This window comes from Polaromonas sp., from assembly GCF_041689105.1.
Taxonomy (GTDB): domain Bacteria; phylum Pseudomonadota; class Gammaproteobacteria; order Burkholderiales; family Burkholderiaceae_C; genus Polaromonas.
Map to the genome: position 1 here is coordinate 27,920 of NZ_JBDNGU010000089.1, position 18,452 is coordinate 46,371.

An 18,452-nucleotide genomic window follows, 5' to 3' on the forward strand; every position below is an offset into this window, starting at 1 on the left:
CATGATCGCGCTGCGCGTTGCGCGCAGTGCGGCCACGCCGGCACAGGCCGGACAGGCTCTGGCCCGGCTTGAGCACCAGGCGGGCGTTTATTTCGGCGTGGACGCCGGCATCCATGGCCTGCACCCGCTGCAGGCCACGCTGCTGACCGAACCCGCACTGGCCCTGCATCTTTTCGGTGACGGCCTGGAGGTCGAAGTACTCAATGGCTTCGGCCGCCAACTGCTGGCTCTTCCCGCGCTGGCAAGCTGGTACGCCGGTCCGCTACGCGGGAGCGGCTCAAGCACCCTTGCCGCCGTGCGCGGTTTTCTGGCCTGCTTCGCACCCTCGCCCGATGTCCTGCTGTTGGGCGCCCTGCCCTTTGCCGCCCACCAGCTGGCGACGGGTGCCAGGCAGGCGGACCCGCTCGGCGTGCTTTTTTTTGGCGAGCAATTGCTGCGGCGGGACGCAGCCGGGGCGTGGCAGGCACTGCGCCTGAGCTTTGACGACGCCGCCATGCCTCCACAGACACAGGATGCTGTTCCGCCCTTGCTCCGCACCACCCCCCTGCACGCGCCTGCGGCCACGCCGGAACCTGCGCTGGCCGAGCCTGGGGACGACCACCCGCCCGGAGGCTACGCCGACATGGTGCGTCGGGCACTGGCCAGTCTGCAGGCCAGCGCGCTGGTTTCCCTGACCCTGAGCCAGAGCTACCGCCGCAGGGTGCAGATGCCGGCGATACAGGCCTTTGAGCGGCTGCGCGCGGCCAATCCGGCGCCGGCCAGTTTTTTTGTCCACGACGGCAGCGGGCTGCGGCTGTTCGGCGCCTCACCCGACCTGCAGCTGGTCATCCGGTCCGGAGCCATCCAGAGTCTGCCGGTGTGCGGCACCGTCGCACGCCGGCCCGGCGCCACCGGCGAGGCCGAGTCGCTGCGCGAGCTGCTCAATGAAGAGGTGGACGCCGCCTCGCTGGCGGTGTGCACGGACGCGCTGCGCAACGATCTGGCGCCACTGTGCGAACCGGGCTCGCTGCGGCTGCTGAACCGGCGCCACCCTATGTCGCTGGCCACCGTGGTCCATGCCGTAGATCGGCTCGAGGGACGCCTGCGTGCCGGCGCCGATGCCTGGGATGCCATCGCGGCCACAGCCGCGCCGGTGATGGTGACCGGCACACCGCGCAAGCAAGCGCTGCAGTCCATCGACCAGCTCGAGGCCAGCCCGCGCGGCTGGTACGGCGGCCTGGTGGTGCAGGTGGCATCCAACGGCGATGCGCTGGTGGGCACCATCCTGCGCGCCGCGTCCGTCCGAAACGGCGTGGCCGAGGTGCGCACCGGGGGGGATCTGATGGCCGACTCCTCGCCAGAGCGCGAAGAGCAGGAGTCGCGGCTCAAGACAGCCTCGTTGTGGCGGGCCTTCGGTCTGGAAGCGACGGCGACTGGCGGCAGCGCGACGGAACAAGCGGCCCTGCCCGGCTCCGTTCGCCTGATCAATGCCACAGACCCTTTCGGCTCGGCCATGCGCGATTGCCTGGAGGGACTGGGCCTTCACCTTGACGAAGCGGCGGCCATTTCCGTTCAGGTCGGCTTGAGCGGGATGCCGGACGCATCGCAGCAGCAACGGGTGGCCGTCGGTGATGCAGCCCTGCACCTGCTGGGCCAATCGGGGTTTGCCGTGCAGGCGATCCGCCCCGAACACGGGCGGCTCATCGCTTGTCGCGCCACTGCAGACGCGCCGTGGGCGGACCCGGACCTGTTTGTCACTGCGCGTTACGCCAGCCTGGCTTTGCTGGCGGGCGAGCTGCCCGCCGGTTGGCAAGTGTGGGTACGTGATGACCAGGGGCAGCCCGTGGCGCTGGCCCACGCCGGCAGACGGCTGGTGGCCCTGCTGTTCAGGCCGGACTCCCTGTTGTCGGGGCCGCAGGCGCTTCAGGTGTTGCGCGCAGCACTGGTATATGCGGCGGCCGGACCTTCCGCCGACAGCGCCGGGTGACAGGGCGCTACGGCCAGCATCGTGGGTAACTGGTCATCGCCAGGCCACCCGCACTGGCTCAACGCGGCCTTCGGTTCGCCGCTATGCTTGCCGGGTGAGCGACACTCCCCCTTCTTCTGCGCACCGCCTGCGCCGCATTGCCCACCTTGACATGGACGCCTTTTTTGCGTCCATCGAGTTGCTGCGTTACCCGCAGCTCAAAGGCCTGCCGGTGGTGATAGGCGGCGGGCGGCGCAAGGTGGATGAGGCCATACGCGTCAACCCCGAACGCGCGCTGCGCTTCATCCCGGTCGCGGAGTTTCCCCTGCTCAAGGACTACGCGGGCCGGGGTGTCATCACCACCGCGACCTATGCCGCGCGGCAGTTCGGCGTGGGTTCGGCCATGGGCATGATGAAGGCCGCCAAACTCTGTCCGCAGGCCATCGTGCTGCCGGTGGACTTCGACGAAGTGCGTAAATACTCGCGTCTCTTCAAAAGCACCATCATGGACATTGCGCCGGTCATGCAGGATCGCGGCGTGGACGAGGTTTACATCGATTTCACCGATGTGCCCGGCGGTCAGCGCGAGGGCGGGCGCGTGCTGGCGCGGCTGATCCAGAAAGCCATCTTCCAGGCCACCGGACTGACCTGCTCGATCGGCGTCGCGCCCAACCGCCTGCTGGCCAAGATGGCCAGCGAGTTCAACAAGCCCAACGGCATCTCGATTGTTCATGAGGCTGACCTGCAGGAAAAAATCTGGCCGCTGAACGTGCGCAAGATCAACGGCATCGGCCCCAAGGCCGGCGAGAAACTCGCAAAGCTGCAGGTCCATACCATCGGCGAGCTGGCCACGCAGGACCCGGCCTGGCTGGTCGACAACTTCGGCAAGGCCACCGGTGCATGGATGCACGCCGTGGCCTGGGGGCGAGACGACAGCCCGGTCGTGACCGAAAGCGAGCCGGTCAGCATGAGCCGCGAGACCACCTTCGAGCGCGACCTGCATGCGGTGCGCGACAAGGCCGCGCTGGGCGCGATCTTCACCGACCTGTGCACGCGTCTGGCCGACGATTTGCAGCGCAAGGGCTACGTCGCCAAAACCATTGGCATCAAACTGCGCTACGACGATTTCAAAATCGCGACGCGTGATCAAACGGCTGAGTCCTACACCTCGGACGCGCAAACGATTCGCAAAATAGCCGGACTCTGCCTCAAGCGGGTGCCTTTGAGCCAGCGGCTGCGCCTGCTCGGGGTCCGGGCAGCTACCTTGGCGAAAGCCGGGGAAGAGCCAGTTCAAGAACCGAAAACACCTCCAGCCCCTGACGGACGGGCGCAAGCAGCTACTGAATTTATAGCAACTGGCCAGCTCTTCTAACTATTGGTTTATTTCAATGTGGCCAGGTAAGCAATCAGGTCAGCGCGCTCCTGGGCGTCTTCCACCTGGAAACCCATGCGCTGGCCGGCCACCAGCTCTTCCGGGTCTTCGAGCCAGGCGTTAAGTGTCTGCGGCGTCCAGCGCAGGCGCGACTGCGCGAGTTCGGCGGAGTAGGTGTAGCCCTTGAGGCCGCCTACCCGGCGGCCCATCACCCCGCGGTGAGCGGGACCAATTTTGTTGCTGTCCACCGCGTGACACGCGGTGCAGCGCGTTTGGTACAGGGCCGCGCCGCGTTGTATGTCCCCGGGCGGCGGTGTGCGCCATTCCCGCGCGCCACTTCCTTGGGCCAGGCCCGGCCCAGCCATCAGCAGCACCGCTGCAGCGAGTACGACTGCGCGCAAAAAAAACGGGGGGCGAAGCGCGAGGGCAGGCGTGCATGGCATATGCGGAGGCTCCTCAACGCGCTGGTTGGTTGTGGGTCATGGGGCAGATACGCAATTGCCGAGAGTACAGATTCAACTGAATCACCCACAGGGTGCACAGGCTGCAAATAAATAAATGCGTGTCGCTCGAATCCAGTCCCACGCCTGCGTCGTTCAAACCGGTACATCCGATCTACGTTTGCCCCAAACCATCTCCTTTTACCAATGAGAACCCCATGACAACTCCATTTGCCCCTCGCCTCGTTGCCGCTTGCATCGCCACACTCTGCGCTGGCGCCGGATTTTCTGCCCATGCCGAGACTGGCAAACTGCTGCTGACCGGCGGCGTCAGCAGCATCGACGGCGCAGCCGGCGGTGGACTGACCCCCTGGGCCGTGATCGGCAGCAATGCCACCGAAGGCGAGACAGGTGGCACGGCCTTTGTCACCACCGCACGCACCAAAGACTACGGGCTGAACATTGTGGGCGCCTCGGTCGGCATCAACGACCGCTACGAGCTGTCCATTGCCCAGCAGGACCTGAAAACTGGCGTCACCGGCACCGGGCTGGGCCTGCCAGGCCTGCACCTGAAGCAGACGATTCTGGGCGCCAAGATACGTGTGGCAGGTGACGCTGTGCTGGACGCCGATACCCTCATGCCGCAGGTGGCCGTGGGTGTGGAATACAAAACACTGGGCTCAACCGGGCTGGACGGCACACTGCGTGCGCTGGGTGCCAAACGTGAGGGCGTGGATGTGTATGTCAGCGCCACCAAACTCTTTCTGGGTCAGAGCCTGCTGGTCAACGGCACACTGCGCGCCACCAAGGCCAACCAGAACGGCCTGCTGGGTTACGGCGCCACCCTGGGCGGCGGCAGCAACAACAGCTACAGCCTGCAGCCGGAGTTTTCGGTCGCTTACCTGATCAGCAAAAACGTCGCCGTAGGCGCCGAATACCGCTTCATGCGCAACAAGCTCGAGACCGCTGGCCGCGCCGCAGGACTGGGCAATGGCCTGCGCTCTGAAGACTGGAAAGACGTCTTTATTGCCTGGGCACCGAACAAAAACGTCTCGGTCACGCTGGCTTACGTGGACCTGGGCGTGATCGTGCCGGCCACCACCGCCAGCCGCAAGCAGACCGGTTATTGCCTGTCGGCCCAGGTCGCCTTCTGACCCCGCCGGCAAGCACCCAGACCCCCACCCTCCACACATTCAAGGAACTGACATGAAGAAAAATCTGATCTCCCTCGTTCTCGCCGCATCCAGTCTGCTGCTGGCGAGCGCATCCTTCGCCCAGACGGCGCCCCAGAACGACCAGCTCTACAAGGTCTTTGGCGAAAAAGCCGGCCTGGTGACGCTGATGGACGACTTCATGGTCCGCCTGCTGGCTGACCCGCGCGCCGGACCGCATTTCCAACCGTCCAACCAGCAGCGGGTCAAGGAGCAGCTGGTGGACCAGCTGTGCTCGCTGTCCGACGGCCCCTGCGTCTACAAGGGCGCCGACATGAAAAGCGCGCATGCCAACCTGGACATCAAGAAGTCGGACTTCCATGCGCTGGTCGAGGTGCTGCAGCAAAGCATGGACGCCAAAGGCATTGCTTTCCGCACACAAAACCAGATGCTGGCCTTGCTGGCCCCATGCATCGTGACACCATCACGGTCCGCTGATCCCATCCACCGACAAGAGGTCTCTCACTCATGAAAAAAACCATCATCGCCCTTGTTGGCCGCCCTGACCAGCTGGGCCATCGCCGGCAATCTGCAAGTGCTGGTGCTGGACAAGCCGTGCAGGACGCGGTGGTGGTGGTGATGCCGGCCAACAAGGGCGCGCCCAAGGCACCCCTGCCAACGCAGGTCACGATCAGCCAGGAAAAAATGCGCTTCATCCCGGCTGTCAGCGTGGTGGGAGTGGGCGCCCGGGCACAGTTTGTCAACAACGACCCCTGGGAGCACCATGTGCGGGCATCCGCCGCGGGTTTTGCGCAGTTCAACAATGCTGGCAGCGGCAGCTTCGAGCTGCGGCTGGACGGCAAGCCCGAGGGAAAACCAGGCAAGACGGCGGAGGCGGTGTTTGAAAAAGCCGGTGCCGTGCTGCTGGGCTGCCACATCCACGGTTCCATGCGCGGCCATGTCTACGTCAGCGAGTCGCCCTGGGCGTTGCTGACAGGCGCCGACGGCATTGCCAATCTGGAGCAGATCCCTGATGGCGCGGCCCAGATCAAGGTCTGGCATGCCGACCAACTGATTGACATCGCCCCCCAGCAGACCACCGTCAGCGCAGCCCCAGGCAAAGCCACCCTGCAATTGAACGTGGTGCCGCGCCGCCGCAGGATCTAGGCGCCCGCTCCAAACGCCATTGGCCGGGGCGGCAGAAGTCCATATACTCGGGCCGCATGAAACCCGACGCCGCCCTGGACACCCGCAGCCTGGAGACACTGATCGCCGCCGCAGCACAGGGCGACCACGCCTGCTTTGCCCGGGTTTATGAACGCACCCACACGCATCTGTTTGGTGTGGCTGTTCGTATATTGGGGCAAGGACAAGCGGCCGAAGACGTGCTGCAAGAGGCGTATGTGAGCATCTGGAAAAACGCCGGCAGCTACCGCAGCGAGGTGGGCGGGCAAACGATACAGGCGATGACATGGCTGATTGCCATTGTTCGCAACAAGGCGCTGGACGCCTACCGCGCCCGCGCGCGCCGCAAGGAAAACGCGCTGCCCGACGACGGCGATCTCCATGCCGACGATGTGCCGTCGACAGGCAACCCGGCGCCCAGCGCGCTGCAGTTGCTTGAACAGGCGACCGAAGCCCTGCACATTGACGGCTGCATGAACACCCTCGATGGCAGCTATCGCCAAAGCCTGGCGCTGGCGTATTACCAGGGCTTGAGCCACAGCGAAGTGGCCGCACAAATGGGCGCGCCGCTGGGCTCGGTCAAGGCCTGGATACGGCGCGGCCTGGAAAAGCTCAAGGGCTGCCTGGCAGCGCAAGGGGTGGTGGCGTCATGAGATATACCGGCCCTGAAGTCCTGGAACACCTGGCATCGGCCTATGTGCTGGGCACGCTGACCGGTGGCGCGCGCCGCCGTTTTGAGCGCTTGCAGCGCGATCGTGCGGATGTGCGTGGGCTGGTTGCGCAATGGGAAACCCGCCTGGGCCAGCTGGCTGTCTCGGTGCCGCTGCAGCAGCCGTCAGAACAACTCTGGAAAGCGATTTCCGCACGCACCCGACCGGCGCCAAGGACCGCAGAGCCTTCAGCATCCGGCTGGTTGGGCTGGCTCAAACCGGCCGGATTCAGCTTGGGCGGTCTGGCGGCCGGCGTTTTTGCAGCCAGCGTTCTGTTTGTCACGGCACCGGGCATCTTTGTGTCCAGCGACCAGATCGCCATGCGCAGTGGCGAAAGACTGCCGCAAAGTTATGTCGGTCTGCTGACCGACGCGCAGGGCAACGGCAAGTTGCTGGTCAGTTCACTGCGCCACGGCAAAACCATGACGATCAAGGTGATAGGCCCAATCACGCCGCCCGCCAGCGGCAGGCTGGTGCTGTGGGCTGTGCCCGCCACCGGTGCGGCGTTTGTACTGGGGACCGTGCCCACCAGCGGCTCCGCCGTGTCTGTGTTGCCGGACACCTCGGAAAAACTGCTGTCCAAGGTCAGCAAACTGGTGGTCACGCTGGAAACGGATGCCAGCCCGGCAGCGCCCGGCGCGACCGTCGTGTTCAGCGGTAATTGCGCCAAGTTGTGGTGAAGCGGCGCGGCAGGCCACAAATAGCAGGATATCCTGCATCCGTTTTGCGGCTTCGCCCGTTTGTCCAGGGTGCTGCACCACAGCGCATCCATCCACCGACATCTGAACAGGAGCCTTTCATGACCACCAAGACCCTTCGCCACTTCATCGCCCTGCCCATCCTGGGCCTGGCCCTGGCTGGCGCTGCACTGGCCGCCGACTTCCAGTCCACGCCTGTTGAAAACGCCCGTCTGGACGACTTTGCCACCGGCAAAAAAGCCATGGAGGCCAAAAAATGGGCCGAGGCCGTCAGCAGCTTCAACAAGGTCGTCGCGCAAAATCCGAAAAATGCCGACGCCTACAACTACCTCGGGTATTCCAGCCGCTGGCTGGGCAAATACGACGAAGCCTTTGCCGCCTACAACAAGGCGCTGACGCTGGATCCGAAACACAGGGGTGCACTGGAATACTCTGGCATCGCCTACCTGAAGACCGGCCAGAAAGCCCAGGCCGAAGCCCAGCTGGTCAAGCTGCAGGCGATCTGCAGCAGCTGTGAAGAAACCACCGACCTGGCCAAGGCGATTGCAGCAGCCAAATAGGCGCTGGGTGCTCTCCACCTCCCCGAGCGTGGTGCCGCGCCAGCGAACGTCTCAGGCGCGACTGGCCGAAAACAGCGCGCTGCTTTACATTGGCAGGCATGAACCCACTGACTTGCTTTTCCCTTTCCACCAGCGACCACATCGCCCATCTGGTGCTCAATCGCCCCGAAGCGATGAACACCATGCACCCGACCTTCTGGCGTGAGCTCGATGAGGTGCTCTCCCACCTCAACAAGGCCGGCGAGGCGCGCGTGCTGGTGATCTCCAGCACCGGCAAACATTTCAGCGCCGGCATGGCGCTGGAGACTTTTGGCGGCGCGATCAGCATGGACGACCAGAGCCCCGAAGGCCGTGCCGCCATGTTCGACCTGCTGGCCGGCATGCAGGCAACCTTTACCAAGCTGGAGACCCTGCGCATACCGGTGATTGCGGCCATCCAGGGCGGCTGCATAGGCGGCGCGGTGGACATGGTGACGGCCTGCTGCATTCGTTACGCCACCGCCGATGCGTTTTTCTGCATCCAGGAAATCAACATCGGCATGGTCGCCGACGTCGGCACCCTGCAACGCCTGCCCAAGCTGGTGCCGCTGGCCGTGGTCAAGGAGCTGGCCTACACCGGTCGGCGGCTCCCCGCGCAAAAAGCACTGGGTTACGGCCTGGTCAACGAAGTTTTTGAATCAGAAGAAGCCATGCTCGCCGCCGCATTGCAGTGCGCGAAGGAAATTGCCAGCAAGCCACCCGTCGCGATCTGGGGCACCAAGCAGGCTATCCATTACACCCGCGACCATTCGGTGGACGACGCGCTCAAACAGATGGGCTGGCTGCAAGGCGCGATCTGGAGCAATCAGCATGTGCGCGAGTCGGTGACAGCGATGAAGGAAAAACGCGCGGGGGACTTTCCCGGGCTGTCACCGCTCAAATATTTCAATGAAATCGGGCTCTAGCCCTTGTTGGACGGGCGTATGCAGCTATTGATTCAGTAGCACCCACAAGGGTCACCGTCATCCCGGACTCGATCCGGGATCCATGTGGGCATGACGCGACGTGACGAGCCAGCGCGGCATGGATTGCGGGTCAAGCCCGCAATGACAGACACGGCGCTTATTGCCGCGCCGTGCGCACATTCGGCGGCAGCGCCTGCGGATGACTGGTGCGAAACGGGTTGATGTCCAGGCCGCCGCGCCGGGTGTAACGCGCATACACCGACAGCCGCGCCGGGCTGCAGCGGGTCCAGATGTCCATGAAGATGCGCTCGACACACTGTTCATGAAACTCGTTGTGGTTGCGAAAACTCACGAGGTACTGCAGCAGGCCTTCCTGGTCGATGGGCGCACCTGAATAAGCAATTTGCACGCTGCCCCAGTCGGGCTGGCCGGTCACGAGACAGTTGCTTTTGAGCAGGTTGGACACCAGGGTTTCGCTGACCGGCGGCTCCTCATGGTCGGCAAACAGCAGCTCCGGCGTCGGCGTGTAATGTTGGCATTCGACATCGAGGCGGTCCAGGTTCATGCCGTCAAGTTCGTGCACGGGCTCCTGATCGAACAGCTCCGGCCCCAGCGTCTTGACACCGACACCGGCACCCACCGCCGCGTTGAGGTCGGCGCGAATACGCTCCCGCACCTCGCGCGCATCTGCGAAGCGCGTGTTGTTGAAACTGTTGAGATAAAGCTTGAAGGACTTGCTCTCGACGATGTTGGGCGATTCGCAGGGCACGGTGATGTGCGCCAGCGCCACCTGTGGCTTGCCGCGCAGGTTGAGCCAGCTCAGCTCGAACACGGTCCACATGTCGGCGCCCATGAAGGGCAAGGTTTCGCCAAGGCCGATTTCTGCGCGCTTGACGACACGCGGAATCGGGAACAGCAAGGAGGCGTCGTACTGGTCGATATAGGCCGAGCTTCTGCCCAGCTGCGACTCTTCAGGCTGGTTCATCGCGCGGTACCTGCTGCATTGAGATGAGGGATCAGGGGCTGCAGCACACGCTCGACCACACCGGCCGGCAGGTCGTGGCCCATGCCTTCAATACCTATCAGCCGGGCGCCCGGAATGCGCCGCGCCGTGTCTTCGCCGCAGGCAAAAGGCACCAGCGGGTCGGCCTTGCCGTGCACCACCAGGGCCGGCAAACGCAGGGCCGCCAGTTCTGCGGCACGGCGGCCGTCGGCAACGATGGCCATCATCTGGCGCGTCACGCCGGCGGGGTGGAAGCTGCGTTCGGAGGCGGCCAGAATACGCAAGCGCAGTTCCGCGTCGTCCACCGGAAAACCCGGGCTGCCGATGGCCTTGAAGAGTTTGACGTAATGGTCCATGATGGAGGACAGGTCCTTGCCGGCCGGCCGGCTCAGCAGCACCCGCATGACATGCGGTTCAGCCTGCGGCAGGCCGCGCGCACCGCTGGAGCTCATGATGCTGGTCAGGCTCAGCACACGCGCCGGCGCGGCCAGGGCCACGCGTTGCGCAATCATGCCACCCATGCTGACACCGACCACATGCGCCTTGTCGATCTGCAGCACGTCAAGCACCGCCAGCGCATCAGCCGCCATGTCGTGCAGCGAATAGAGTGACTTTACGGGTAGGCCCAGCTTGTACTTGAGGCTTGCCCAGACCAGGTTGGGCTGGCCCAGGTGGTCAAACTTCTGCGACAGGCCGATGTCGCGGTTGTCCAGCCGAACCACGCGGTAACCGGCGTCCATCAGGGCCTGCACCAGCGCCGGCGGCCACGCCACCAGCTGCATGCCCAGGCCCATGATCAGCAGCACGACAGGCCGGCCGCTCGCGTCGCCCGGGTGGGTGTCTTCAATTTCGATGTCGATGTTGTTGGCTCGTATTTTCATCTGGTGATTATGTCCATCTCTGTCGGAGCGGGGTACCCGGACTGCCTCAGCAGGGGCCGCGGAACTGGCTTTGCCAGGCTGCAGGCGCCGTTCCCTGCAAGGGGAGAAGGCGCTACACGCAGTGAGCGTCCGACAGGGGTGTGCCCAGAACCCTGCAGTGAGCCTCAACAGGGGTGTTAAACAAACTCCCGTTCACGCAGCCATTTGGTGGCGATCCATTTTTCACCGGCCAGCACCGGCATGCCGCCATGCAGCGTCTGGCTGCTGGGGTGGGCCATGCCGTAGCTGAAAAACACTGCGCTGCCGCGCCGCGGCACCACTTGCAGCCGCAAATCGGGAAACACCGTCGCGCCGCCCTCGGCTGGCTCTTGCAGATACATGATGACCGTGGCCACACGTTGGCCGCCGCGCGCCAAAATGCTGGGGGTACCGGGCTCGAACGGGTCAAAATAATCGTAGTGCGGCTTGTACTCGGTGCCTGGCCCATAACGCAGCACCTGCAGGCCTTCGCCGTTTTCAAGCGGCCACCCGAGCAGCCGGGCAATGCGCGCCTCTATGCGCGCGACCACGGTATTTTCACCCCGCGTGAAAAACATACCGTCGCTGGTGCGGTCATCATGCAGCTCCTCACCGCCGGTTTCCAGCGCCACCGTCAGCGAACGCTGTAGCCGGGGCTTGGCCGCATCGATCAGCGCCAGACATTCTTGCTCGTCCAGCAGATTCTCAAGCACCAGCAGATCGGGCCCGCGCATCACCGTGCTGATGTCCACGCGCCGGTCGCCAGCATCGAGTCGCAGGCTCGATTCAGCACTGGCAGGCCAGGGCACAGGCAGCGCTGGTGGCGGCGTTTCACTGAGTGCCTCGCTCGCCACCTGGTGGCTCCAGCCTGCAGCAAGCATGGCCTGTAGCACGACTTCGCGCCCATGGCCTTCGGCGGCCTGGGCGGCCATCCAGTTGCGCAGCTCTCGCGTGATGGTCTGACCTTGCACTGTGCTCACGGGTGATGTCACGACTGCTCCCTTCAATGAAATGTCAGGCTGCCTGTTTGCGCCTGAACACCAGGCGGTCAGGCTGCGATGCGGCAGCTTCGAACTGGTAACCCTCGGCGTCAAAGCCTTCCAGCTTTTTGACCGTGGCGATCTTTTTCTCGACGGCATAACGCACCATCAGTCCGCGCGCGCGCTTGGCATTGAAGCTGATGATTTTGTACTTGCCGCTCTTGAACTCCTCGAAGACGCAGCTGACCACGCGCGGCTTCAGGGCCTTCAGGTCCACCGCCTTGAAGTATTCCTCGCTCGCAAGATTGACGATCACCGGAGATGTGTCTGCGGCTGCGCGCTCATTGAGGTAGACAGAAATCATGCTACCCCAGAACTGGTACAGGTTGCTGCCTTTGTCGGTAGCCAGGCGTGTGCCCATCTCCAGGCGGTAAGGCTGCATCAGGTCCAGCGGCCGCAACACGCCGTACAGTCCGCTCAAAATACACAGATGCGCCTGCGCCCAGTCGAGCTGCGCAGGTTTGAGACTTCTTGCATCCAGGCCACCATAGACGTCGCCATCAAAAGCCAGCGCCGCCTGCTTCGCGTTCTTTGCAGTGAAGCGGGTGGACCAGGCTTGATACCGCGCCACGTTCAGCCCGGACAGCGTGTCAGACAGGGACATCAGTTCAGCGATCTGCTGCGGCGACTTCTCCCTGAGCACCTTGATCAACTGGCTGGACTGCCTGACGAACAGGGGCTGGGTGTGGCTGGCGACGTGAGGCTGGGTCTCAAAATCCAGCGATTTCGCGGGCGAAAGTAAAAACAGCATAGGGAGCGGGCAATCAAGTGAGGCAACCCCTGACTTTACGACAGCGCGGCGCCGCCCGGTGGCCGGCGTCGGGGAGGCCCGGCTCAGTGCAGGTCGCTGACCAGCGACGCCAGCGCTTCTGCCGGAATCGTCCTATGCGCCGGGTAGTGGGTGTGATCGCAACCGAGCTTGACACCGGCGCCGGCCTTGACCGCCGCGCACATGGGCGGGCTCAGCTCAAAGCGCAAAAAATGCACAGCCGAGGTCTTCTCGTCGTTCTCCCGGTCCATATCCTCGTCGGCAATCGCGTACACCCGCGCATGGCCTTCGACCTCGACAAACAGCCGGTCTTCAACACCGATCAGGCGCGCCAGTTCGCGCTTGCGCTCGTTGACGTCGGGGTACTCGATCAGCATGGTCGCCTTCCAGTTGCTGCCGTCGGGCATCAGCGGCGCGTAGGCTTCAATTTCCTGGGTGATGCCGTCTTCTTCAAAGATTTTTTCGAGGCGCAGCATTTCCTGGATCTGGTACCGAATGCTGGTTTCGCTCTCGAACTGCACGTTGATGTGCTCCCCCAGGTGAACGCTGCGCAACTGGCGGTGGGCCATGATTTGCGCCTTGAATTCCTTGCGGTATTTCGTGTACGCCTCCAGCGTCATCAGGCTCTCGCGCGTTATTTTTCCGGTGATTTGCATACTTTGAACTCCAAATGGCGTCATGCCGGACTCCGATCCTGCATCCATGTCGGCATACCACCATGGATGGCGGGTCAAGCCCGCGATGACAAAGTCAAAACATTATTTCAATCCGTAGGCCGTCCGTATCAACGTCAACGGGTGTTTTTGCGGCGGCGCACCAAGCTGGTTGACTTCAAAGCCCTGGGCGATGTGGTGGCCGCCCAGCGGGCAGTCGCTGCTGATCACGTCGGGCAAGCCTCCGTCCTTGTGGCTGGCCATGGCCTTGAACAGCGGCTTGCCGATTTTCATGGCCTGCTGGTGATAGGGAACTTTGACGCCGAAGGTGCCGGCGTGACCCGAACAGCGCTCGTGCGTTTGCACGCTGGTGCCCGGCACCATCTTGAGCATCTCCTCGGTTTTCTTGCCGATGTTCTGTACGCGGCCGTGGCACGGGATCTGGTAGCTGATCTTGCCAAGTGGTACGGGAAACTCCGTCTTGATCAAACCGTCGCGCTTGCGCGCCATCAGGTATTCAAACGGATCCCACATGTGCTCCTTGACGAGTTGCACATCGGCGTCCTCCGGGTACATCAGAGGGATTTCCTGCTTGAACATCAGGGTGCAACTGGGCACGGCACTCAGGATGGCAAAGCCGTCCCGCGCATAACGGGCCAGCACTGGAATGTTGGCCTCCTTGCTCTCGTTGACCGAATCGAGGTCGCCCAGCTCCAGCTTGGGCATGCCGCAGCACTTTTCCTTCTCGACCAGCACGTAGGGCACTTCGTTGTGGTCCAGCACCTTGAGCAGGTCGTGGCCGATGCCCGGCTCGTTGTAATTGATGTAGCAGGTGGAATAAATCACCACCTTGCCGGGCGTCTTGACGCCGTCTTTCACCGGGTGCGGCGGCGACTCGGGTGCGCTGGAGCGGAACTTCTTTGTGGCCAGCTCAGGCAGCCAGGCGTTTTTGTCCACGCCCAGTACTTTCTCCATCACGGCGCGCGCCGGTTTGGTCTTGTTCACCGCATTGACAACCTGGACCACGATGGGGATGCCGGCGAACTGGCCATGCACGTCGGTGGAAGACAAAAACTTTTCGCCGGTGCCCACTTCGCCTTTCCTGAACTTGATGGCCTTGGCGCGCAGCATGGTGTGCGGAAAGTCGAGGTTGAACTCGTGCGGCGGCACATAGGGGCACTTGGTCATGTAGCAGAGGTCGCACATGTAACACTGGTCGACCACCTTCATGTAGTCTTTTTTGTCCACGCCATCAACTTCGCCGGTCTTGCTTTCGTCGACCAGGTCAAACAGGGTGGGGAAGGCGCCGCACAAACTGACACAGCGCCGGCAGCCGTGACAGATGTCGAAAATGCGCTCCATCTCGTGAAAGGTTGCGGCCTCGTTGTAGTAGTCCGGGTTTTTCCAGTCGATAGCGTGGCGCGTGGGCGCTTGCAGATTGCCTTCTGTGGCCATGGCTCGTCTCTTGTTGTTTCTCCCTCGCCCCCGTGGGGAGAGGGTTGGGGTGAGGGGTCTCGGCTAAGGTGAAGGCAAGGCTCAATGCGCCCACCCTCACCCTAGCCCTCTCCCGGAGGGAGAGGGAACATGCAGAATCAGTCCACCAGTTCAGCGAGTGCCTTGGTGTATCGATTCGCATGCGAGCGCTCGGCCTTGGCCAGCGTTTCAAACCAGTCGGCCACTTCGTCGTGGCCTTCGTCACGCGCGGTCTTGGCCATGCCGGGGTACATGTCGGTGTACTCGTGGGTCTCGCCGGCCACGGCAGATGCGAGGTTGTCACGGGTGGCACCGAAAGGCATGCCGGTGGCCGGGTCGCCGCACTGCTCCAGCCACTCTAGGTGGCCGTGCGCGTGGCCGGTTTCGCCTTCTGCGGTGGAGCGGAACAGCGCCGCAACATCAGGCTGGCCTTCAACGTCGGCCTTGTTTGCGAAATACGGATAACGGCGGTTGGCCTGTGATTCGCCGGCAAATGCGGCCTTCAGGTTTTCTTCCGTCCTGGAGCCTTTGAGAGCAGCCATGGAAATCTCCTTCGTGGTTGTGAAAGTTGTGCGAACCCCAAAGCGTCTGCCGGGGAACTCGCACACCTTAGACCGATTCGGGCGCTGCGTCTAATTGCTTGGCTCAATACCGGACAAATACAAAAGCTATCACTCAAGTGCAATTGATACCCATTCTCAATAAATCAGGCAGCCAAGAAAACACGCCATGCCGCCCTGCTTGGCAGAGCCATGGAGTTACGATATAGTAAATTCATTATGAATAGGTAAATTTAAACGGGTGACCACCCCCAGCTAAAACAACCCGCTGTTCAATCTGGAGAACTCCATGGCTGCCTTGATGAAAAACCCGCTTCCGCTCTCTGCGCTGTCGTCGCTGCCGCCGCCAGCGCCCGTGCAGCAACTGCACCACTACGCCTACCGCGCCAGGGATGCCGAGGAGACCCGGCATTTTTACGAAGACATCCTCGGGCTGCCGCTTTACCACATCATCCAGAGCGACTACGTCCCCAGCACCGGCGAGTACTGCCCCTACACCCACTTCTTCTTTCGCCTGCAGGATGGCTCCTTCATCGCGTTTTTCGACCTGGGCAACGACGAGGCCGCGCTACCCTCGCCCAACACGCCGCTGTGGGTCAACCACATCTCGTTTCGCGTCAACACGGTCGCCGACCTGGAAGCCATGAAGGCGCGCCTGCAGGCCGACGGCACCGAGGTGCTGGGCGTAACCGACCACCATATTTTCAAGAGCATTTACTTCTTCGACCCCAACGGCGTGCGTCTGGAGCTGACGGCGCAGCTGGCAGATGAATTCGAGATGCTGCAGGAAAGCAAAACCGCGCACGCGCGGCTGGCCGAATGGACGGCACGCAAGCAGCAGTGGCGCGAGGAAAAAACTGCGGGCAAGGCAGTCGCGCCGCTCAAGCCGCAGCAGAACGACCGGCCGGAAGTTGCCAGCAAACCCGCCGCTTGATCTATTTCACTACTGATTTAATAGCAGCGTGCGCCCGTCCGACAAGGGCTGGAGCCAGAAATCTCTTATAAAACCATCGTCCGAGGGTGACCCGCCATGCTGGAGACACAAGCCGCTTATGCCGACACCGCTTTCAGCAACGGCTATGAGTTCACCCAGGGCACGGGTTACACCCTGCCCGAGTACCCCTTTGTTGCGCCGCCAGAGTTGGCGACGAGCGAGGTCCGGCGCTGCCCCCTGGTCATCGTCGGCGGCGGCATCAGCGGGCTGAGCCTGGCCTGCGCGCTGGCCCACCTGGGGGTCGAGGCGCTGCTGCTGGACGAGGACAACACCGTGGGCGTCAAGGGCGCATCGTCGCGCGGCATTTGTTATGCCCAGAAAACGCTGGAGATTTTCAAGCGCCTGGGCGTCTACGAGCGCATCGCGCGCAAGGGCATTCAGTGGAGCGTGGGCCGCACCTTTGCCGGCGAGGACGAGGTGTATTCCTTCGACCTGCGCCAGCAGCAGACCCATTCACTCAGCGCGGAGCCGCCTTTCATCAACATCCAGCAGTTCTACATCGAGGGTTTTCTGGTCGAGCAAATCCACACGCTTTGTCGCAGCCAGCCCTGCATCGACATCCGCTGGAACAACCGCATCACCGCGTTTGAGCAGAACAACGCCTTCGCCACGCTGTCCATCACCACGCCGGCCGGTGACTACACGCTGCAGGCCGACCATGTGATCGACTGCACAGGCTCGCGCAGCCCATTTCGCGCCTGGTGCGGCGCCTCGATCACCGCCAAAAAAGGCGACGACCGCTGGTGTATCGCTGATGTGCGCTTCAAGGACGCACCGCCGGTCGAGCGCCACACCTGGATCGAGGCGCCCTTCAACGACAACCGCGCCGTCTGGCAACACCTGATGGCCGACGGCGTATGGCGCATCGACTACCAGATGGCCCCCAACTGCGACCCCGAGCAGGTCAGCCGCGAGGACGTGGTTCGGGCCCGGCTCAACGCCCAGTTCAAGCGTGAGCTCGGCGAGGACGAATGCCATATCGTCTGGGTCGGCCCCTATGCCTACCGCAGCGAATGCCTGGACGGCCTGCGCCACGGCCGGGTGTTTTTTGTCGGTGACGCGGCCCACGTCGTCAGCCCCTTCGGCGCACGCGGTGGCAACTCCGGCGTGCAGGACGCCGACAACCTGGCCTGGAAACTCGCTGCCGTGCTGCAGGGCCGGGCCAGCCCCAGCCTGCTGGATAGCTACAGCGCCGAGCGCCATGAGGCGGCACAACAAAACGTGCTGGTCACCAACCGCACAGCCCGCTTCCTGCGCCCGGCCGACGGCGCCGAGCGCCTGTTCCGCACCGCGGCGCTGGGCCTGGCGCGGCAGCACCTGTTCGCGCGACAACTGGTCAACACCGGCCGGATGTCGGTGCCCAATACCTACTCGCGCAGCGCGGTTTGTGACAAAACTGGCGGCATGGCGACACAAAATGTCAGTTTTTCGTGGGCCAACGGCCAGCCCGGCGAGCTGGTGGACCTGCTCAGCTGGGCCGGCGGGCAGTTGCTGTTGCTGGTGTTCGGCGCGTTGCCGGCGTCCGCAGCCAGCCGCCTGCGGGAACTCGCAGGGCAAAGCGGCTTGCGCTGCGTGCAGGTGCTGGCGCCCGGCGAGCAGCCGCAAGCGAGAGAACATGTGATCGACCGGCGGGGGCACCTGCGCGCCACCTGCTGCGTGGCAGCTGCGACCGCAGGCGGCTGGGCGCTGTTGCGGCCCGACAGTTATGTGGCCGCCACCGGGCAGCGGCTGGATTCCGGCCTGGTACGCGCCGTCAGCGTCGCCATCGGCCTGCAGGAGGAAAACGCGTGAAAAGCAGCCTCAACTTCCAGGACGCCGATACCTTTTACGAAGGCCTGCTGGACGCCCACCAGGGTCTGAGCCGTGAGGAGTCCGAGTTGCTGAACGCCCGGCTGATCCTGATCCTGGCCAACCAGCTGGGCGACACGGTCGTGCTCCAGGCCTGTATCGACGCAGCCCGGGCCAGCGCGCCCGCCTGAGACCGCGCCAGTCGAATAAAATCGGCACAACCTGATCCACCCCGACGGCATCTCACCAGATGCCGTTTTTCATTGCT

General features: G+C 63.4%; 20 protein-coding genes. 12 read left to right on the forward strand and 8 right to left on the reverse strand.

Features of this window, described 5'->3' with window-relative positions; all coding sequences use genetic code 11:
- Position 1: 1 nt before the first annotated feature.
- Positions 2 to 1,966: a chorismate-binding protein gene (locus ACESMT_RS08755; RefSeq protein WP_372826186.1), complete on the forward strand. Its 1,965-nt coding sequence runs from the start codon at positions 2 to 4 to the stop codon at positions 1,964 to 1,966.
- A 151-nt stretch (positions 1,967 to 2,117) separates the two neighbouring features.
- A complete protein-coding gene (locus ACESMT_RS08760; RefSeq protein ID WP_372826234.1) occupies positions 2,118 to 3,317 on the forward strand; it encodes a DNA polymerase IV in 1,200 nt (399 codons plus the stop codon).
- An 8-nt stretch (positions 3,318 to 3,325) separates the two neighbouring features.
- Here ACESMT_RS08760 and ACESMT_RS08765 read toward each other — a convergent pair whose 3' ends face one another.
- Positions 3,326 to 3,718, reverse strand: a complete 393-nt coding sequence (locus ACESMT_RS08765) for a cytochrome c family protein (protein ID WP_372826187.1) — start codon at positions 3,716 to 3,718, stop codon at positions 3,326 to 3,328.
- A gap of 257 nt (positions 3,719 to 3,975) precedes the next feature.
- On the opposite strand from ACESMT_RS08765, the gene ACESMT_RS08770 reads away from it, so the two are divergent.
- The 7 genes from ACESMT_RS08770 to ACESMT_RS08800 all read left to right on the forward strand — a co-directional run bounded on the left by ACESMT_RS08770 (position 3,976) and on the right by ACESMT_RS08800 (position 9,005).
- Positions 3,976 to 4,911, forward strand: a complete 936-nt coding sequence (locus ACESMT_RS08770) for a DUF3034 family protein (protein WP_372826188.1) — start codon at positions 3,976 to 3,978, stop codon at positions 4,909 to 4,911.
- Positions 4,912 to 4,963: 52 nt separating this feature from the next.
- Positions 4,964 to 5,440, forward strand: a complete 477-nt coding sequence (locus ACESMT_RS08775; RefSeq protein ID WP_372826189.1) for a group 1 truncated hemoglobin — start codon at positions 4,964 to 4,966, stop codon at positions 5,438 to 5,440.
- Positions 5,437 to 6,075 (forward strand): plastocyanin, encoded by a 639-nt coding sequence (locus tag ACESMT_RS08780; RefSeq protein ID WP_372826190.1) that lies wholly within the window; start codon positions 5,437 to 5,439, stop codon positions 6,073 to 6,075. Before ACESMT_RS08775 ends, ACESMT_RS08780 begins: the two co-directional genes overlap by 4 nt.
- Positions 6,076 to 6,131: 56 nt before the next feature.
- Entirely contained in the window at positions 6,132 to 6,746 is a 615-nt protein-coding gene (locus ACESMT_RS08785) for a sigma-70 family RNA polymerase sigma factor (protein WP_372826191.1), read from the forward strand.
- Entirely contained in the window at positions 6,743 to 7,483 is a 741-nt protein-coding gene (locus tag ACESMT_RS08790) for an anti-sigma factor domain-containing protein (protein WP_372826192.1), read from the forward strand. The genes ACESMT_RS08785 and ACESMT_RS08790 overlap by 4 nt, the downstream gene beginning before the upstream one ends.
- A gap of 119 nt (positions 7,484 to 7,602) precedes the next feature.
- Positions 7,603 to 8,061 (forward strand): tetratricopeptide repeat protein, encoded by a 459-nt coding sequence (locus ACESMT_RS08795; RefSeq protein WP_372826193.1) that lies wholly within the window; start codon positions 7,603 to 7,605, stop codon positions 8,059 to 8,061.
- Between the two features lie 98 nt (positions 8,062 to 8,159).
- Positions 8,160 to 9,005 (forward strand): enoyl-CoA hydratase-related protein, encoded by an 846-nt coding sequence (locus ACESMT_RS08800; protein WP_372826194.1) that lies wholly within the window; start codon positions 8,160 to 8,162, stop codon positions 9,003 to 9,005.
- 157 nt (positions 9,006 to 9,162) lie between these two features.
- On the opposite strand, the gene queF is transcribed toward ACESMT_RS08800, so the two are convergent.
- The 7 genes from queF to ACESMT_RS08835 all read right to left on the reverse strand — a co-directional run bounded on the left by queF (position 9,163) and on the right by ACESMT_RS08835 (position 15,384).
- Entirely contained in the window at positions 9,163 to 9,990 is an 828-nt protein-coding gene (gene queF / locus ACESMT_RS08805) for an NADPH-dependent 7-cyano-7-deazaguanine reductase QueF (RefSeq protein WP_372826195.1), read from the reverse strand.
- Complete coding sequence (locus ACESMT_RS08810) at positions 9,987 to 10,889, reverse strand: alpha/beta fold hydrolase (protein WP_372826196.1); 903 nt, start codon at positions 10,887 to 10,889, stop codon at positions 9,987 to 9,989. The genes queF and ACESMT_RS08810 overlap by 4 nt, the downstream gene beginning before the upstream one ends.
- A gap of 176 nt (positions 10,890 to 11,065) precedes the next feature.
- On the reverse strand, positions 11,066 to 11,839 hold the full coding sequence (locus tag ACESMT_RS08815) for a 2OG-Fe(II) oxygenase (protein ID WP_372826235.1): 774 nt from the start codon (positions 11,837 to 11,839) through the stop codon (positions 11,066 to 11,068).
- Between the two features lie 82 nt (positions 11,840 to 11,921).
- Positions 11,922 to 12,698: a peroxide stress protein YaaA gene (yaaA, locus tag ACESMT_RS08820; protein WP_372826197.1), complete on the reverse strand. Its 777-nt coding sequence runs from the start codon at positions 12,696 to 12,698 to the stop codon at positions 11,922 to 11,924.
- Positions 12,699 to 12,781: 83 nt separating this feature from the next.
- Positions 12,782 to 13,372 (reverse strand): DUF3501 family protein, encoded by a 591-nt coding sequence (locus ACESMT_RS08825; RefSeq protein WP_372826198.1) that lies wholly within the window; start codon positions 13,370 to 13,372, stop codon positions 12,782 to 12,784.
- Between the two features lie 102 nt (positions 13,373 to 13,474).
- Positions 13,475 to 14,824, reverse strand: coding sequence for a (Fe-S)-binding protein (locus ACESMT_RS08830; RefSeq protein ID WP_372826199.1), 1,350 nt, complete (start codon positions 14,822 to 14,824; stop codon positions 13,475 to 13,477).
- 137 nt (positions 14,825 to 14,961) lie between these two features.
- Positions 14,962 to 15,384: a rubrerythrin family protein gene (locus ACESMT_RS08835; RefSeq protein WP_372826200.1), complete on the reverse strand. Its 423-nt coding sequence runs from the start codon at positions 15,382 to 15,384 to the stop codon at positions 14,962 to 14,964.
- A 307-nt stretch (positions 15,385 to 15,691) separates the two neighbouring features.
- On the opposite strand from ACESMT_RS08835, the gene ACESMT_RS08840 reads away from it, so the two are divergent.
- The 3 genes from ACESMT_RS08840 (at position 15,692) to ACESMT_RS08850 (ending at position 18,375) form a co-directional block, all read left to right on the forward strand.
- Positions 15,692 to 16,336 carry a VOC family protein gene (locus tag ACESMT_RS08840; RefSeq protein WP_372826201.1) on the forward strand — a complete coding sequence of 215 codons (645 nt, stop codon included), beginning with the start codon at positions 15,692 to 15,694 and terminating at the stop codon, positions 16,334 to 16,336.
- A 96-nt stretch (positions 16,337 to 16,432) separates the two neighbouring features.
- Positions 16,433 to 18,187 carry an FAD-dependent monooxygenase gene (locus ACESMT_RS08845; protein ID WP_372826202.1) on the forward strand — a complete coding sequence of 585 codons (1,755 nt, stop codon included), beginning with the start codon at positions 16,433 to 16,435 and terminating at the stop codon, positions 18,185 to 18,187.
- Positions 18,184 to 18,375, forward strand: a complete 192-nt coding sequence (locus tag ACESMT_RS08850; RefSeq protein ID WP_372826203.1) for a DUF2783 domain-containing protein — start codon at positions 18,184 to 18,186, stop codon at positions 18,373 to 18,375. The genes ACESMT_RS08845 and ACESMT_RS08850 overlap by 4 nt, the downstream gene beginning before the upstream one ends.
- Positions 18,376 to 18,452: the final 77 nt, after the last annotated feature.

Coding starts and splice junctions, on each gene's coding strand:
- ACESMT_RS08755 (WP_372826186.1), top strand. CDS start 2: ATGATCGCGCTGCGCGTTGCGCGCAGTGCGGCCACGCCGGCACAGGCC.
- ACESMT_RS08760 (WP_372826234.1), top strand. CDS start 2,118: ATGGACGCCTTTTTTGCGTCCATCGAGTTGCTGCGTTACCCGCAGCTC.
- ACESMT_RS08770 (WP_372826188.1), top strand. CDS start 3,976: ATGACAACTCCATTTGCCCCTCGCCTCGTTGCCGCTTGCATCGCCACA.
- ACESMT_RS08775 (WP_372826189.1), top strand. CDS start 4,964: ATGAAGAAAAATCTGATCTCCCTCGTTCTCGCCGCATCCAGTCTGCTG.
- ACESMT_RS08780 (WP_372826190.1), top strand. CDS start 5,437: ATGAAAAAAACCATCATCGCCCTTGTTGGCCGCCCTGACCAGCTGGGC.
- ACESMT_RS08785 (WP_372826191.1), top strand. CDS start 6,132: ATGAAACCCGACGCCGCCCTGGACACCCGCAGCCTGGAGACACTGATC.
- ACESMT_RS08790 (WP_372826192.1), top strand. CDS start 6,743: ATGAGATATACCGGCCCTGAAGTCCTGGAACACCTGGCATCGGCCTAT.
- ACESMT_RS08795 (WP_372826193.1), top strand. CDS start 7,603: ATGACCACCAAGACCCTTCGCCACTTCATCGCCCTGCCCATCCTGGGC.
- ACESMT_RS08800 (WP_372826194.1), top strand. CDS start 8,160: ATGAACCCACTGACTTGCTTTTCCCTTTCCACCAGCGACCACATCGCC.
- queF (WP_372826195.1), bottom strand. CDS start 9,990: ATGAACCAGCCTGAAGAGTCGCAGCTGGGCAGAAGCTCGGCCTATATC.
- ACESMT_RS08810 (WP_372826196.1), bottom strand. CDS start 10,889: ATGAAAATACGAGCCAACAACATCGACATCGAAATTGAAGACACCCAC.
- ACESMT_RS08815 (WP_372826235.1), bottom strand. CDS start 11,839: ATGGCCGCCCAGGCCGCCGAAGGCCATGGGCGCGAAGTCGTGCTACAG.
- yaaA (WP_372826197.1), bottom strand. CDS start 12,698: ATGCTGTTTTTACTTTCGCCCGCGAAATCGCTGGATTTTGAGACCCAG.
- ACESMT_RS08825 (WP_372826198.1), bottom strand. CDS start 13,372: ATGCAAATCACCGGAAAAATAACGCGCGAGAGCCTGATGACGCTGGAG.
- ACESMT_RS08830 (WP_372826199.1), bottom strand. CDS start 14,824: ATGGCCACAGAAGGCAATCTGCAAGCGCCCACGCGCCACGCTATCGAC.
- ACESMT_RS08835 (WP_372826200.1), bottom strand. CDS start 15,384: ATGGCTGCTCTCAAAGGCTCCAGGACGGAAGAAAACCTGAAGGCCGCA.
- ACESMT_RS08840 (WP_372826201.1), top strand. CDS start 15,692: ATGGCTGCCTTGATGAAAAACCCGCTTCCGCTCTCTGCGCTGTCGTCG.
- ACESMT_RS08845 (WP_372826202.1), top strand. CDS start 16,433: ATGCTGGAGACACAAGCCGCTTATGCCGACACCGCTTTCAGCAACGGC.